The following is a 15,763-nucleotide window of genomic DNA, read 5'->3' as shown; positions in this document are numbered from 1 at the left end:
GGCCAACCAGTCAAGACATCAGACTGCCAGTGTCCGCCCAACCGCGCCCAGCTGACCGGCGCCCGTTCAGACAATCCCTGGGCAACGCCCCACCAGAGCAATGCGCACCTGGGCGATTTCGCGGTAACACCCATTCGACCAGCGCTCGCCCGGGCAGCAAGGCAACAATCCCCGGCAACTCACCCGAGCAGCGCGAGCAGGTCGTCCTTGGTAAGCCGGCTGATGGCGCTGCCACCGGTCGTCGAGGCGTCATCAACGAACTTCGCCGCAAGATCGGATTTCGTACGCTGCAGGTTGATGATGCGCTCCTCGATTGTGTCCTTCGCCACAATCTGGTACACGTTCACATCCTGCGTCTGCCCGATGCGATGCGCACGGTCAGTCGCCTGGTTCTGCGCTGCGGCATTCCACCACGGGTCGGCATGCACAACCACGCAGGCACCGGTCAGGTTGAGACCCGTATTGCCGGCCTTGAGCGAAATGAGGAACACCGGGGTGTCGTCCTTGTTGAACTGGTTGACCAGCTCAAGCCGCTTCTTCTTCGGGGTTCCGCCGGTGATCACGTCATAGTCGATGCCGTTCTTGTGCAACCGCTTGCCGATCAAATGCAGATAACTGGTGAACTGCGAGAAAATCAGCATCTTCCGGCCCGCATCACGGCAGGATTCCACCAGCTCCTCGATGGCGTCAAGCTTGGCGGATTTCTTCCCGGCGTTCTCGTATACCAACCGCGGATCGCAGCAAATCTGCCGCAACCTGGTCAACTGGGCGAGCACCTTGATTTTCTCGGCGCCGGAATCGAAGTTCGTATCCCTGTTGATGGAAGCGCGCAACCGCTGCTCGAGCGCCGCATACAGTTTGCGCTGCTCGCCCTCCAGCTGGACGGTGATGACGTTCTCAATCTTGTCGGGCAGGTCGCCGAGTACGTCCTTCTTGAGACGGCGCAGAATGAACGGGCCGACAAACACCTGCAATCTGCGCTGCGCGATGGCGTCACCGCTGAGAATCGGCATTTCGAACCGACCGCGGAAATGCTTATAGCTGCCGAGCATCCCGGGCATGAGGAAATCGAAAATGCTCCACAATTCGGACAGTCGGTTCTCAATCGGCGTGCCGGTGAGCGCGAACCGATGCTTGGCCTGGATCGAACGCACCGCCTGCGAGGATTTCGTCGCGTGGTTCTTCACATATTGTGCCTCATCCAACGCCATGCACGTGAAGTTGATATCACGATAATCATCGATATCGCGCCGCAACAGATCATATGAAGTGACGAGCAGGTCATAATCGCGTGCACTGGCAAGAATCGCCCGACGTTCGTCCTTGCTTCCCGCGAGCGCAGCGACGTGCAGTTCCGGCGTGAATTTCTCCGCCTCAGCGACCCAGTTATAGACCAGAGAGGCCGGGCAGACAATCAGGTTCGGTCCGTTCTTGCGCGATTCGTCCAGCCGACTGAGCAGCATGGCGAGCATCTGCACGGTTTTGCCCAGACCCATTTCATCCGCAAGAATACCGCCGAAGCCCTTGTCGCACACCGCGTTGAGCCACCTGAAGCCCTCCGCCTGATAGGGACGAAGCACGGATTTCAGGCTTTCCGGCACCTCGTAGCGGTTCGGGTCGATGACCTTGAGGTTCTCGACATACTGGCAGAACCGCTGGTCCTTGTCCTCATCATCGGTTTGTCCGTCAAGATAGAAGGCTTGGAATGCCGGCACGTCCACGGCTCCATCGGCGAACTCGTCTCGGTCGATGCCCAGATCGTCGGCGACGGTGTCAAGCTTGCTGGTGTCCATACTGGCCAAGTTGACAAACCGTCCGTCGCGCAGGCGATGGAACCGTTTGCGCTGGCGGTAGCTGTTGAGCAGCTGCGGCACTTCGTCAGGGTCGACTTCGTCGGCGATCGGCGAGATTTCCACCAAATCGGATCGCATGGACAGCCCGATTTTGATGATCGGGGACGGCATGGATGTCACCCCGTCGAACGCCGGTGTTGAGTACACGGTCCCCAGTCCGCGCAATACCGGCAGTCCTTCGGTCAGCAGACGGTAGATTCCCTCGTCGTCATCTTCGGATAGCCGCGCAACCGGGCCATCGGGGCGCGGGAAGTAATGCAGCAGCGCTTCGACCACAAGCCGTTCGGTGGTCGTGTCGCGCACCACGCCGTCATGTGCGCCGTTGCCGTTGAAGATATGGAATCGCCGGTCACCGTACCGGGCTTGGGCATCGCACGTGATACCGTCGCGGTCGCGGTCGAAATACAGTTCGATATTGCACGGCTGTTGGATGGTGGCGAGCAGTTTCGCCGGGATATCGGCGATCAGGCCATGCAATGACTCTGGCCGATCATGCTGCGGGTCGCTGTTCGGGTTGGTGTCGCCCGGCGTGCCGTATGCGGCAGGTCCAGTCGGCTCGTCAGATACCGGCGTCTCATGTGTTGTCTCGGTATGCGGATTGCCAGCGGAACCGTCGGTATCGGTGGCATCTGCGAGGCCCGCGGGACCGGCGATATCGTCGTCATCATCCGTTTCCTGCTGCACCGGCACGCCGTCAATCGCGCCGACCGTCAGCTGCGGGAGCACTGTGCGGCTGAATGCGTTCAAATCACGGGAGCTGACATACTGCTCGGTCTCGCAATCCTCCCCGCACAGCGCCATCGCAAGCTGTGCGCGCCGCGCCAACTGCGGTGAACACCGGAAAATCATCGGCAGGCCGTCGGTGCTCGACGAGTACCATTCGCGGTTCGCCCCGATCGCGGAGCCGACGATCACATATGAGGAGGGATGCCCGTCAATCATCGCAATCACGCAGGCGGTATGCGTAATCGTGTATCCGCCATCGGGCTCGGGAGTGATGCGCAACCCGAAATCAGGGTCGGCGCCGACGACACGCATGGATCGCGCGTTGGCGAAAGTCGTGTTGAGCCCCACCACACCCACGGCTTCCCCGGTATCGACGAACAAGCCGAGCAGCTCCGCCAATTCGTCGTCGGCCACCGCGTATCCGTCGCCCGACGCACTATGCGGGAACGAATAGAACATCGCGTTGCTCAGGCTTTCCCTGACCTGCACGGCACGATCGAGAATGTCAAGCATCTTGCGGGACTGCTCGTCGAAGGTGTCGCGGGTATGGACGAACGCGAGCTTCTGCCCGTACTGGAAGTACCCCTGGTTGCGCACCGAATCAAGCAACTGGGGGATGCTGTTGACGACATAGCTGAGTCTGAGCGACGGGACGTTGAGTTTAAGCCGGATCGAAGCCCCGGATACCCGCGCGGATTTCGCAAACGCAAGTTCCAGATGCACGCTGCCGATCGGCAGATGGCGGCTGCTTTGCACAGATGTCGGCACCCCGCCGTTCTTCTCCGCGGCGTTGACCTGCTTAAGCAATTCAAGCTGCCGGTTTTTCGCGTCATCGGCTTGGCGGCGCTCCTCGCTGAACATGAAGCGCTCCAGCAGCGGGGATGTAGTGCGATGCTGGCGTCCGCCACGGGAAGAGGCGTCCCCCTTGACGGTGAATGACGAGGAATCCTCGTTGTATGCGATGATCAACGCCAGCACATGCTTGCAAATGCCGCCGAATCTGCTGAACGCCGGGCAGGTGCATGACGAATCGGTGAAATCCGAGCGATCCTCGTCAATATGCGTGCTCACATCGTAATCGCTCAGGAAGTTCTCAGTGCTGTGGACCGTCGCATGAAGCGTTTCACCGTCATCCGTGTAAGTGCAGGTAAAATCACGCATCCGATTGCCGGAAAGGACGTCAAACGCACGATAATACGCGGATCCCCCTCGCCGCTTCAGCTTGGATTCAGGAACGACCTCATCGCGCGCGCCATACGAGGAACCGGGTTCTGCGCCGAAATCACGAGGCGCGTCATACCCGCTGCCGCCTCGTCCCCCATATACCGCTGCATGCCAGTCCATGACCACCATCCTTCATCAAGCACTCATTCCATCGTAACGCAAGACGGGCGGGAACACACATCAGCATTCCCGCCCGTCTCACCGCTCAGCGATGCTTCTTGCCACCGGCATGTTTCTTCCCGGAATGATACTTCCCCGCCGGCTTTGATTTCTTCGAAGCCTTGGTTTTTTTGCCATGCTTCGCGCTGACGAACCTCACATCATCGCGGTGCTTCTTGCCGGCATGACGCCAACCAACGGAACGCTGGCCGAACTCGCGTTCGCGACGCTGCTTGCGATTGTGCGGGCCCTCATCATACGACGAGATACGACGGCCGGAATGGCGTTGCGGCATCTCGCCGTCGCGGAACGACCGGTCGAAATCACGCATATCATCATCGCGACGCCCGGCACCGCGATCGAAACGGTCCTTGCTGTGCTTGTGATGCCCGGCGTCCTTGGCGCCCTTATGGCCATGATGCTTGGTGTTGCGGTAATCCTCGGACATGGCGAAATCGACGGATGCCGGCTGTCCGAACCCATCGAACGATTCGCGGGCGTCGTCGGCATGATGCCCGTGCGAGGCATAGCCCTTACCCTTGGCACCGCCCTTGTCGTGGCGGTCCTTGTGGTCGCGGCGATCTTTGTCATCGCGGTCATGACGGCCCTTGCGTTTGCCGCCGTCCTTCTTCTTGCCGTTCTTACCGCTCTTGCCGTGTTTGTTGCCGAAATCGACCTGACCCAGATCCCAGCCCTCGACAACAGGTGCGACCTCGCCTACCAGCTCTAGCAGTTCAGGAGACTCAGGGGTGACCGCGACCGGCTTCGCGTCAATACCCGCGTTGTGGAACAGACGATGCGAAGACCGGCGCTGGTTCGGCAGCACGAGTGTGACCACGTCACCATGCTCGCCGGCGCGCGCGGTACGGCCGGAACGATGGAGGAAGGACTTCGGGTCGGCCGGCGGTTCGGTCTGGATCACCAGCGCGACATCGCTGACGTCGATGCCTCGCGCGGCGACATCCGTGGCAACCAGGACACGCACAAATCCACGCTCGAACGCGGCGAGATGATGGTCGCGCTGCTTTTGCGACAGATTGCCCTGCAAATCGACCGCAGGAATGCCGTGCTTGACGAGCTTCTCGGCGAGTTCCTTGGCCTGATACTTGGTACGGGTGAAGATAATGCGCTTATCTTTGCCGCTGGCGAGCGCACGAATCACCTCAGGCTTGTCGTCCTTGGTGACCTTGAACACATGCTGGGTGAGCGTGTCGACCTGGGCGTCGGCGGCATCGACCGCGTGGACCTTCGGCTCATGCAGGAATTCGTCCACGAGCTTGTCGACACCATGGTCAAGGGTCGCGGAGAACAGCATGCGCTGGCCGTCAGGGGCGACCTGAGCGAGCAGTTTCTCAACCGAAGGAAGGAAGCCCATATCGGCCATTTCATCGGCTTCGTCAAGCACCGCGACGCGCACGGATTCAAGGCTGAGCAGCTTCTGGTTGAGCAAATCCTCGAGACGCCCAGGGCAGGCAACCACAATCTGGGCGCCGCGACGCAGCCCGTCAACCTGACGGCCTTGGCGCACACCGCCGTAGATGGTGACGGTACGCATGCCGTACACCTCGGCGAGAGGCCTGATGACTTCGTCAATCTGGTTGACCAGCTCTCTGGTCGGTGCGAGCACGAGTGCGCGCGGGTGGGGCAGCATGGCTTTCTTGCGCGCGTCCTTGTCGCCGCTGTTCTTTATGGCGTTGAAATCGCGAATCGCGTCATCGGCGTCACTGGACTGCGCGAGACGGGCGATCAGCGGGATGGAGAACGCGAGGGTCTTGCCGGAACCGGTCTGGCCTCGGCCGAGAATATCGCGTCCGGCAAGGGAATCCGGCAGGGTGTCCGCCTGGATGGGGAACGCCGTGGTTTTGCCGTCGCGTTCGAGCGCATCGACCAGTTCGCGCGGAACCCCCAGTTCGGCGAAGGTGCGAGGCGGCTCGTCGCGGTGTGCGGCGGAATCGGCCGCAGCTGCCTCTGCAGCCGCGACGTATTTGCTCTCGTGAAGTTCTTCTTCGATGTTCTGGTTCTTGAAGGAGGAGTTCTTGCCGTCACGGCGGTCGAAGCGCTTACCGCCCTTGCGCCCGCCCTTGCCGTGATGTTTGAAGGAATCGCCATGCCGCTTGTTGTCGTGCTTATGGGCATGCTGAGAGGATTTGGAATCAGTCACTATGTTCTTTCGATCGTAAGTCGGTCGCTCACGCGACCCAGCCGCACTCCCGCGGCGTTATTCAGACAATTCAGTCTATCGCGAGGTGTCGAATTCGACGCGCGGCATTTGGCGGCACCGTTGGTGACACGGTTGGTGACACAGTTGGTTGGCGGCACGGTTGGCAATGCAGTTGGTGACATGGCTGGTGACACAGTTGGAAACGCAGTCGGCAATGCCGAACATGGGGTGAACGAGGCGGTTGCCCCTCGTGTTGGTACATGGCGGTGCCGGACTGTGGCGCATTCGATGCAGTCGCAGAGGCCTGCACCCGGCTGATATCGGCGTCCGCTAACCCGCACAGCCCAGTTTGTGAGTCAATCCTCACACAACCCGACACAGATTGACCAAAATCGTCAACCTCGGCACTGCAACCACCCAGTTTGCGAACCAATCCTCACACAACCAGTCACAACCCGGCCAAAACCGACGACACCCACTGCTCAACCACTCAGATTGTGAGCTAATCCTCACACAACCCAACACAACCCGGCCAAAATCGTCAATCTCAGCACTGCAACCACCCAGTTTGCGAACCAATCCTCACACAACCCAACACAACCGCAGATGCCCCTTCGCGTCGGCAGGGCGTGACGCGCAAGGCTGTGCCGGATGGCATGGGGCGGCAGGCATGGCACGCAAGCCAACGCTGACAGAATCAGCAAGCCCAAAGAATCAGCAAGCCCGTGTCAGTAGGTCAGTAAGTCTTGATGGCCAGGTCGATGGTCAGGGCAATGCCGGCGATCACCGCGGCGATGCGCATGATGCGAGCAGGGATTTTCCGGGTGATCGGCGGGGCGATGTAGCTGCCGGCGAAGCAGCCGAGGCACATCCACGATGGCCAACGGCCAATCGACGACACCTCGCACGATAAACACCACGGATGCGCTCATATTCGCGCCCCACCCGATCAGGGTTTTCAGCGCGTTGACCTGATGGAACGGTCCGATGCCGGCGGCGTCAAGCACCGCAAGGACCAACGTGCCCGCGCCGGCTCCGAAATAGCCGCTGTAGATTGCACAGCATGACACGCCAAGCCAGACCCACCACGGGTCTTCGGAGAGCGGCTCGGTTTGTGTACGGACGAGCGGGCGGGAACGCCGCTTCCCTGTATTGCCGTCCGGCGATGCCTCATTCAGTCCCAGCTGGACAGCTTGCGCCTGTGCTGCCGCGGCGGCCTGTCTGGCTTCGGCGCGCCCGCGCGGATTGAGGGCGATTGCGGCGCTGCTCAGGGCGATCAGCGGCGGGACAACGAATTCGAAGACCTTCGGGTCGAGTTCAAGCAGCAGCAACGCCCCCAGGATGCCGCCGACCACGCCAATCGACACGTAAATCGCGGCCCTGAGATGCAATCCATGCAACTCCTTGCGCGCACCGAGCGCACCGCCGAATCCCGTGCCCAGCACGCCGACCGTGTTCGACGCGTTGGCGAGGACGGGCGGCACTCCCAGCGCCAACAGTGCAGGGTAGGAAATCAGCGATGATGCGCCCACGGCGTACCCCACGAAGCCAGCGCCGACACCGGCAAGCGCCACCAACAGCAGGGTGAGTACCGAGTATCCAGCAATCATGATGTACCTCACCTCCGCGGGCGCAACGGCAATGTGAATGCCGGTGTTGCCGTATTTCCGAGTGTTTGCAACTGACAGACGCGAATCCGGAATCGTCGAGCCCAGTCGATTGATCGTCCCGCCAATCGCAAGTCCTGTTCATCCAAGTCCTGTCAATCGATAGTCTCGTCTATAGCAAGTCCCGACGAAGGATAATCCCGTCAATCGCATGTCCCGCCGATTGATAGTACGAGGAAGGCGAGGAGGCGTCCACTTTCCCGTCCAAGATACGAACAGCAACGACGGGCCGGGGGCGACCGCAATGTCGTGCCACAGGCAGATACCGGCCCATCAGACTCTCCGAACCACCTAAATCTGTCCGCCATGCAACCCACCAATCGCACAACTCGCCGAAACCCGACGCCCCACCCGCGCGCCCCGTCATCGACCCACCCGCTGTAGACCGTATACGCCATAATGGAAGGGTTATTGTGACCGATTACATTCCATATGCGCCTCCCCGGCGCACATCAGGAGAACGGAACAACTTTGGCTGAGTTTATTTATCAAATGATCAAGGCGCGCAAGGCCTACGGCGACCGGGTCATCCTCGACGACGTGACCTTGAGCTTCCTGCCAGGCGCGAAGATCGGCGTGGTGGGCCCCAACGGCATGGGCAAGTCCACGCTGCTGCGCATCATGGCCGGTCTCGACACCGTCTCAAACGGCGAAGCGACCCTCACCCCGGGCTACACGGTCGGCATCCTCCAGCAGGATCCGCCGCTCGACGAAGACAAGACCGTCGGCGAGAACATCAAGATGGCGTTCGGTCCGATTGCCGAGAAGGTTGAGCGCTTCAACCGAATCGGCGAGGAAATGGCGAATCCCGACGCCGATTACGACGCCCTCATGGAGGAAATGGGCAAGCTGCAGACCGAAATCGACGCCGCCAACGGCTGGGATCTCGACTCCCAACTTGAGCAGGCGATGGACGCGTTGCAGTGCCCCGACCCCGACACCCCGGTCAGCGTGTGCTCCGGTGGCGAGCGCCGTCGTGTCGCCCTGTGCCGTCTGCTGCTTGAAGCCCCCGACCTGCTGCTGCTCGACGAGCCCACCAACCATCTGGACGCCGAATCGATCCTGTGGCTCGAACAGTTCCTGCACCAGTACAAGGGCGCCGTCATCGCTGTCACCCACGACCGCTACTTCATGGACAACGTGGCCGAGTGGATTTGCGAAGTCGATCGCGGCCACCTGTACCCGTACAAGGGCAACTACTCCACGTATCTGGAGACGAAGGCCAAGCGTATGGAAATCCAGGGCGCCAAGGACGCCAAGCTCGCCAAGCGCCTAAAGAACGAGCTCGACTGGGTGCGTTCCTCGCCGAAGGCCCGTCAGGCCAAGAACAAGGCGCGTCTCGAGCGCTACGACCAGATGGAGGAGCAGGCACGCAACTCCAAGAAGCTTGACTTCTCCGAAATCCAGATCCCGCCGGGGCCGCGTCTGGGCTCGCAGGTGCTGGAAGCCGAACATATTCACAAGGCGTTCGGCGACCGCGTGCTCATCGACGATCTGAGCTTCACGCTGCCGCGTAACGGCATCGTCGGCGTGATCGGCCCGAACGGCGTGGGCAAGTCCACCCTGTTCAAGACAATCGTCGGTCTGGAGCCGCTCACTTCAGGCAAGCTCACTATCGGCGACACCGTCAAGATCTCCTACGTCGACCAGAACCGTGCAGGCCTCGATCCGAACAAGAACCTGTGGGAGGCCGTCTCCGGTGGGCTTGACTTCATCGAGGTCGGCGGCGTGGAAGTGCCCACCCGCGCCTATGTGGCAAGCTTCGGTTTCAAAGGCTCCGACCAGCAGAAGCTCGTGAGCATGCTCTCGGGCGGCGAGCGCAACCGCCTGAATCTGGCGCTGACGCTCAAGCAGGGCGGCAATCTGCTGCTGCTCGACGAGCCGACCAACGACCTTGATGTCGAAACGCTGGAAAGCCTGGAAAATGCGTTGCTCGAATTCCCCGGCTGCGCTGTGGTCATCTCCCACGACCGCTGGTTCCTCGACCGCATCGCCACGCATATCCTCGCGTGGGAGGGCACGGACGAGAATCCGGCGCACTGGTACTGGTTCGAAGGCAACTTCCAAGCGTATGAGGAAAACAAGGTCGCGCGCCTCGGCGAGGACGCGGCACGGCCTCATCGTCTGCATCGCAAGCTGACGCGTTAGTAGCATGCGGATGCGTTCGCCGGTGCTCTACATCGTGCGATAGGCGAACGGCAATCAATCATGGAACCTCCCAGTCGGGCAACCGACCGGGAGGTTCTTGAGTTTTGGGCCTGGGCCTTGGGTTCTGGTCTTGGGTTTGGTTCTTGGATTTCTTGGTATGCTCTTTCGTCGAGTCCAACCGGAATCAAGCATGGGGCGGCGCCCGGTTCACCTTGCAGTCGCCGGATGTTCACCCGATGCCATCGTGCGTTTACATACATAAGGACAAGTCGAATCGCAACGGAAATACACACCTGCTGTACTGTGTCATAACACACGGCGCATGCGCAGGATGCGGATTTCGTTGACGAAAACGGATTTCATCGCGAAATCCGAAGATATTCCGCCAAACGGATTAGACTACACCATGCGGCGCATGACGCCGACCGAATACGCGCTCACCGCACCGGCCGGCGGGCATGCAGAAAAGAGCGATTATGACGCAGAACGAACCGATGACACCGTTGAAGCATCTGGTGAAGGTGTTGCAGCTTGGCACCCCTTCCCCGCATCGGGACCATACCTACATCAATGGGGAAAGCCTGTATTTCCCCACGGGGCGCGTCTATGGCGGCCAGGTGATCGCGCAGTCCGTCATCGCCGCGGCGAAAACCGTGCCGAACGGCCGGCTCCCCCACTCCATTCACGGGTATTTCATCGCCGCCGGCGATATTCACCAGGATGTGCTTTTCGATGTGGAAACCTTGCGTGACGGGCATTCCTTCTCGTCTAGGCGCGTCAATGTCACGCAGGCGCAGGGGCCGATTCTCACCGCCATCGCGAGCTTCCAGGAAACCGGCCAACGGGGTGTCGAATTCGCCGATCCGATGCCGGTCGATGTGCCGGGTCCAGAAGGACTGACCAGCGCCAAACAACTGATGGAACCCTACGCGGAAAAGTCTCCGTTCGCTGATTTCTACGCCAGCAAATCCCCATTCGACATCCGTCATGTGACGCCGACTATCATGTTGGGCGCCGACCACAAGTCCGCGGACCGGGACAGCGGCCGTCAGATGGTGTGGATGAAGGCGGATGGGACCGCAGACGTGCCGCAGGTGATGCATCGGGCGATGCTGGCGCTCGGCTGCGACCAGATCATGATGGAGCCGGTGCTGCGGCGCGCGGGGCTGAGCATTTCGACACCGGGGATTTCCTATGCGTCCATCGACCATTCGATGTGGTGGTATCGGGATATCGACATCAACCAGTGGCATTTGTATGTGCAGGATACGCCGACCGCCGCTCATGGGCGTGGGCTGGCGCTCGCGAAGGTGTATTCGCGCGACGGCGAACTGGTCGCGGTGATGGCACAGGAAGCCATGATCCGCGTCCCAGACAAGACCCTCGAAACCTTGCAATCGGGCAGCGAAACCAGCAACACCCCGGCGTAGCCGGTTCGTTTTCCCAAACTGGCTACGCAAAACCCACTCTCAGCGTCACAAGTTTGGGGATACTCACAAACTGCTGACGGAAAACCGAGCACCAGCGTAACCAGTTTGGGAAACACCTAGTTTGGGGAGAACCACCAACCTTCTGTCGACGCTGACGACGCACTCACCGTCGGCAGAAGCGGCACGCACACTAGCTGCGTTTGGCGACGCCGCCACGGGCGAGCTGACGCTGTTGACGCTGGCGCTCCTTGATTTTTGGGTTCTCCGGCCCCTCATCGGGCGGCAACTGACAGAACCACTCGCTGATGATGCCGATGATCATGTCAATCAGGCTGACCGCCGCCGCGATAGCGCATTCGCGAATCGCCCCCGCATAATACGGCGCATCGCCGTGAGGCAACGCGATGATCAACTGCACCCCGTACCAGCCAAGCAAAAACGCCGCAGCAAGCCCCAGCGCCTTCGACAGGATCAACGTGTTGACCGCACGCTCGGGATCAAGCCTGCGCGTACGTTTCTTCGGATCAGTCCGCGCGTAGATACGCACCTGGATCGCCAACCCCAGCACCACCAGTCCCATGACCAGCATGACCACCGACACCACAATCGGCGCACCAAGCATGTCAAACTGGATGTTTTCCGCGACTTTCGTCACACCCACACTGAGCAGACAGCCTGCCAGCACCGCAATCGCGTACTGCCACCACGGGGTTCTTCGCATGATCATCAATCTCCTTGCGTATCGGGATTCCCTAGGTTGTCCGCTTGTGCAACCATCCAATCGTCACAGACGACCTCCACACTGTGCGCGTCTGGGGTATTGCGCGCAAGTTCGGCGACCTTGCCGCCATGCGGGCCGGCGAGCCGCGCGTCGCAATCGACCTGGGCCCACGGCACAAGCACAAAAGCACGCTGCCACGCCCGTGGATGCGGCAACGTCAACGTCGGGTCGTCGCACACCATGCCGTCAACATCGATGATATCAATGTCAAGCGGCCGTGATGCCCAATGCTGGCCGTGGTCGCGGCCGGCGCTTTGCTCAATATCGTGGATCGTCTGCAGCAGCTCCCGCGGTCTGCGCGTGGTGGATGCCAGCACGATGGCGTTGAGGAAATCCGGCGTATTCTGCGGCATTCCCCACGCCTTGGTGCGATACAGCGACGACACGCCGGTGATCTGCGTGCCCTCGATCGCATCAAGCTGCCGGACGGCGTCACGCAACACCCCGGTGATGGCAGCGGCATTTCCGCCCTGGTTCGCACCGAGAGACAACACGATGTGGTGGATGCTCCGGGCGCTGCCCTCGTGCTGATCGCCGCAATCCTCACAATCGCCGACCGCGACATCATCGTCCGCTGGCGCAGTTAGACAATCCTCGGCATCCCTGGTGATGGTCACGCTCACATCAGTGAAGGGCACGGTGATCGGCGCATGCGGCTTATGAACGGTGACCGTGACCCGCCTGACCCGCTCAAATGAGAGCAACGCATTGGCGATACACTGGGCGAGCCGTTCGATCAGGTCGACATGCTCCCCTTCGATGATCCCGACGATCGCCTTCGCCGCCCGGCCATAATCCACCGTGTCATCGAGCGCGTCAGACCGGCCGGCAGCGTTGAGATCAAGCTCGATTGTCGCATCGACGATGAACGGCTGAGGCCGCATATGCTCATGCTCCAGCACGCCATGCGTGCCTTGCGCACGGATTCCTGTGAGCGTGATGGTGTCCATGTGCGCAGCTCCTTTCCAAATAACGAATGCCGCATTCAGCCCAAGTTCAGCACGCAATCAGCCCGCATCACGCGTTGGCGTAGGTCCGCCACATGGTGCCCATCGTGACGGCGGCCAGCGATTTGGCGACATCATGGACACGCACAGCCCACGCGCCATGTTCGGCGCACATGGCGGACAATGCGGCGGTCGCATCATCCCGCGCCGCCATATTGCCGGGGTCAATCCCAGCATCAGCGAGGAAACGCTTGCGAGACGCGCCGATCAGTACCGGATACCCGCTCGCGCGCAAGGTATCCAAGCCGACAAGCAGGGGGAAATTATGCGCCGCGCTCGGCTTGGAGAACCCCAGCCCCGGATCGATGATGATCTGTTCTGGCCTGACTCCGGCGGCCAGCACATCGTCGACCTGTCTGAGCAGCTCCTCACGGACATCGTGCATGACACCGCCCGTGTACACGGAGGTATCGGCATCCGGGGTCGCGCCCTGCGAGCCAGAAAGCCAGCCGCGCCAATGCTGGACGATATACAGACAGTCGTGTTCGGCGACCACCTGCGGAACCTGTGGATCCAAACGGCCGCCTGACACATCGTTGATAATCGACGCGCCCGCTTCCAAAGCCGCTTCTGCCACACTGGCGCGGGTGGTGTCGATGGACAGCGGCACGCCGGCGTCTGCAAGCGCATGAACCGCACCGAGCACGCGATTGAGCTCGTCCTGTTCGCTGACACGTTTGGCGCCGGGACGGGTGGATTCTGCGCCGATATCGATGATCTGCGCCCCCGCCTTAGCCAATGCATGGCCGTGCTCGGCGGCGGCCTGGGGATCAAGCCACTTGCCTCCGTCCGAGAATGAATCTTCGGTGATATTGAGCACCCCCATCACCATGGTGTTGGGGGCATCGTGCAACGCCTGCAATGCTTGGTCCATGTGTTGTCTTCTTTCCGTGTTCACCGCTGCGAGAAGATCAGGCTCATCGCTTCGGCTCTGGTCGTCGGGTTCTTCATGATTCCGCGAACCGCCGATGTCGTGGTGCGGGCTTGGGATTTTTTCACGCCCCGCATGGACATGCACAAGTGCTCGCACTCCGTGACCACGATGACACCTCGCGCATCCGCATACTCCATAAGCGCGTCCGCAATCTGCTGGGTGAGCCGTTCCTGGACTTGCGGGCGGCGCGCGTACACGTCCACCAGCCGCGCGAGTTTGCTCAGCCCGACAACGGCCCCGTGCGAGGGGATATAGCCGACGTGCGCGACGCCATGGAACGGGAGCAGATGATGTTCGCACACCGAATACAGTTCGATATCGCGTACCAGAACCATTTCATCGGTGTCCACCGGGAATCGCTTCTCCAGGACCTGCTGCGGATTGCTGTGCAGACCCGCGAACAGCTCATGCGAAGCGCGGGCGATCCGATCGGGGGTGTCGAGCAGGCCATCGCGATCCGGGTCTTCGCCGATTGCTTTGAGATACATCCTCACGGCGGTACGGATCGCCGCATCGTCAATGCCATCATCGGGTGTGTCTTGCTGATGAGCCGCGCATGGAGCACCGGCCGCGCCGGTCGTAGCGGCAGTAGCAATCTGACCGGCTTGAGCGGCTTGACGGTTCGTTTCGTCCGTGCTGTTCATTGCATTCCTCCTAGAATCCAGCTGTCCGACAACATCCCCACTTGCGTCGCGTCCGGAGCGAGCGCCAACAGGTAGGACAGCGGGTCGCCGTCAAAGCTGGCATCCGGCTCAATATCCATCCACGGAGCGAGGATCGACGCCTTGGTTTTCGCTTCCTGCCAGCCGACCTGTTCATGCCGGCCGTTCTCGGCATCAGAGCGCATGGTCACCGCGTGCAATGCAAGCGTGTCGCGATGCTTGTCGTTGATGGAAGCCAGCAGGTGGCTGAGTGCGGCAAGGTCCAGCCGCGTATCGACAAGCACCACCGCTGACATCGAATCCGGGCCGTCGATGGCGCTGACGTGGTACAGCGGCGAGATTCCGGTCACTTGGTTGCCGGGTACGCTGTCCAAGGCGACGACCGCGGCGCGCATCAGGTGTTCCCCGTCCCCGCTACCACCACGCATAGCGATTACGGCGTGGGAAGGTTGCTGCACCTGCGATTGTGCGGGATTGGCATGCCCGCTTGGGACGCCTGATTTGCTGGCGCTGTGTCGTCCGCCGTCTGACGGGTTGCCGGCGTGCGCATCGCCGCCGTTCTCACCGCTGTCTTGTCTCGGCACTAATCCGCTCGTCTGCGCCGCCGGTGTAGCGCCGACACGGCTGTCATCGTCCGCCATACGATGAACGTTCACAACGATTTCGTCGATGTCCGCCCCGTGCGGGTGCCCGGCATGAAGCACGACATCGACCGAGTGGACCCTGTGGGACAGCAGCACCGCCTGCGCGATGCGTCCTGCAATCGTTTCTACCAGCGCACACTCGTATGCGCCGGCCGCCATGACCTGCCGCACCCGATCGGTCAGCTGGGCGTAATCCACGGTTTGTGTGATGTCATCGCCGGCGATGGCTTCCCGCAGATCAAGCGTGACCGTGACATCGGCACGCAGATCACGCCACCGCGGCGCGTCGTCATGGCCAGAACAAGCGGACGGGGATCCGCCCTGCCCTGCGGCGGCGCGAATCCCCGTCAATCGTATGGAATCCATA

The 15,763-nt window shown here is 61.1% G+C and carries 10 protein-coding genes; 2 read left to right on the top strand and 8 right to left on the bottom strand.

All coding sequences use genetic code 11. The features are described 5' to 3' along the window. Nucleotides 1–179: 179 nt before the first annotated feature. The 3 genes from ACTQYB_RS02980 to ACTQYB_RS02970 all read right to left on the bottom strand — a co-directional run bounded on the left by ACTQYB_RS02980 (nt 180) and on the right by ACTQYB_RS02970 (nt 7,733). Nucleotides 180–3,923, bottom strand: a complete 3,744-nt coding sequence (locus ACTQYB_RS02980) for a DEAD/DEAH box helicase (RefSeq protein WP_441481836.1) — start codon at nt 3,921–3,923, stop codon at nt 180–182. Nucleotides 3,924–4,008: 85 nt separating this feature from the next. Beyond that, nucleotides 4,009–5,973, bottom strand: a complete 1,965-nt coding sequence (locus ACTQYB_RS02975; protein ID WP_441481915.1) for a DEAD/DEAH box helicase — start codon at nt 5,971–5,973, stop codon at nt 4,009–4,011. 878 nt (nt 5,974–6,851) lie between these two features. Further along, the gene (locus ACTQYB_RS02970; protein ID WP_441481835.1) at nt 6,852–7,733 is read right to left on the bottom strand and encodes a sulfite exporter TauE/SafE family protein; all 882 of its coding nucleotides are present in this window, start codon (nt 7,731–7,733) and stop codon (nt 6,852–6,854) included. A 528-nt stretch (nt 7,734–8,261) separates the two neighbouring features. Between ACTQYB_RS02970 and ettA the strand changes: the two genes are divergently transcribed. Then, nucleotides 8,262–9,938 carry an energy-dependent translational throttle protein EttA gene (ettA, locus tag ACTQYB_RS02965; protein ID WP_441481834.1) on the top strand — a complete coding sequence of 559 codons (1,677 nt, stop codon included), beginning with the start codon at nt 8,262–8,264 and terminating at the stop codon, nt 9,936–9,938. Between the two features lie 476 nt (nt 9,939–10,414). Beyond that, nucleotides 10,415–11,368 carry an acyl-CoA thioesterase gene (locus ACTQYB_RS02960; protein ID WP_441495904.1) on the top strand — a complete coding sequence of 318 codons (954 nt, stop codon included), beginning with the start codon at nt 10,415–10,417 and terminating at the stop codon, nt 11,366–11,368. 190 nt (nt 11,369–11,558) lie between these two features. Here the strand turns inward: ACTQYB_RS02960 and ACTQYB_RS02955 are convergent, their stop codons facing one another. The 5 genes from ACTQYB_RS02955 to ACTQYB_RS02935 form a co-directional block, all read right to left on the bottom strand. Beyond that, nucleotides 11,559–12,095 carry a DUF3180 domain-containing protein gene (locus tag ACTQYB_RS02955; RefSeq protein WP_168973749.1) on the bottom strand — a complete coding sequence of 179 codons (537 nt, stop codon included), beginning with the start codon at nt 12,093–12,095 and terminating at the stop codon, nt 11,559–11,561. Next, nucleotides 12,095–13,099, bottom strand: coding sequence for a dihydroneopterin aldolase (gene folB, locus ACTQYB_RS02950; RefSeq protein WP_441481833.1), 1,005 nt, complete (start codon nt 13,097–13,099; stop codon nt 12,095–12,097). The genes ACTQYB_RS02955 and folB overlap by 1 nt, the downstream gene beginning before the upstream one ends. 67 nt (nt 13,100–13,166) lie before the next feature. Next, nucleotides 13,167–14,030, bottom strand: a complete 864-nt coding sequence (folP, locus tag ACTQYB_RS02945) for a dihydropteroate synthase (protein ID WP_441481832.1) — start codon at nt 14,028–14,030, stop codon at nt 13,167–13,169. Between the two features lie 20 nt (nt 14,031–14,050). After that, a complete protein-coding gene (folE, locus tag ACTQYB_RS02940) occupies nt 14,051–14,734 on the bottom strand; it encodes a GTP cyclohydrolase I FolE (protein WP_441481831.1) in 684 nt (227 codons plus the stop codon). Beyond that, the gene (locus tag ACTQYB_RS02935) at nt 14,731–15,762 is read right to left on the bottom strand and encodes a dihydroneopterin aldolase (protein ID WP_441481830.1); all 1,032 of its coding nucleotides are present in this window, start codon (nt 15,760–15,762) and stop codon (nt 14,731–14,733) included. The genes folE and ACTQYB_RS02935 overlap by 4 nt, the downstream gene beginning before the upstream one ends. Between the last annotated feature and the right edge of the window lies 1 nt (nt 15,763).

Origin of the sequence: Bifidobacterium sp. LCP19S3_E9 (assembly GCF_052121135.1) — a bacterium.
In the GTDB taxonomy this organism is placed as follows: Bacteria; Actinomycetota; Actinomycetes; order Actinomycetales; family Bifidobacteriaceae; genus Bifidobacterium; species Bifidobacterium thermacidophilum.
This window is presented reverse-complemented; position numbering and strand designations above follow the sequence as displayed.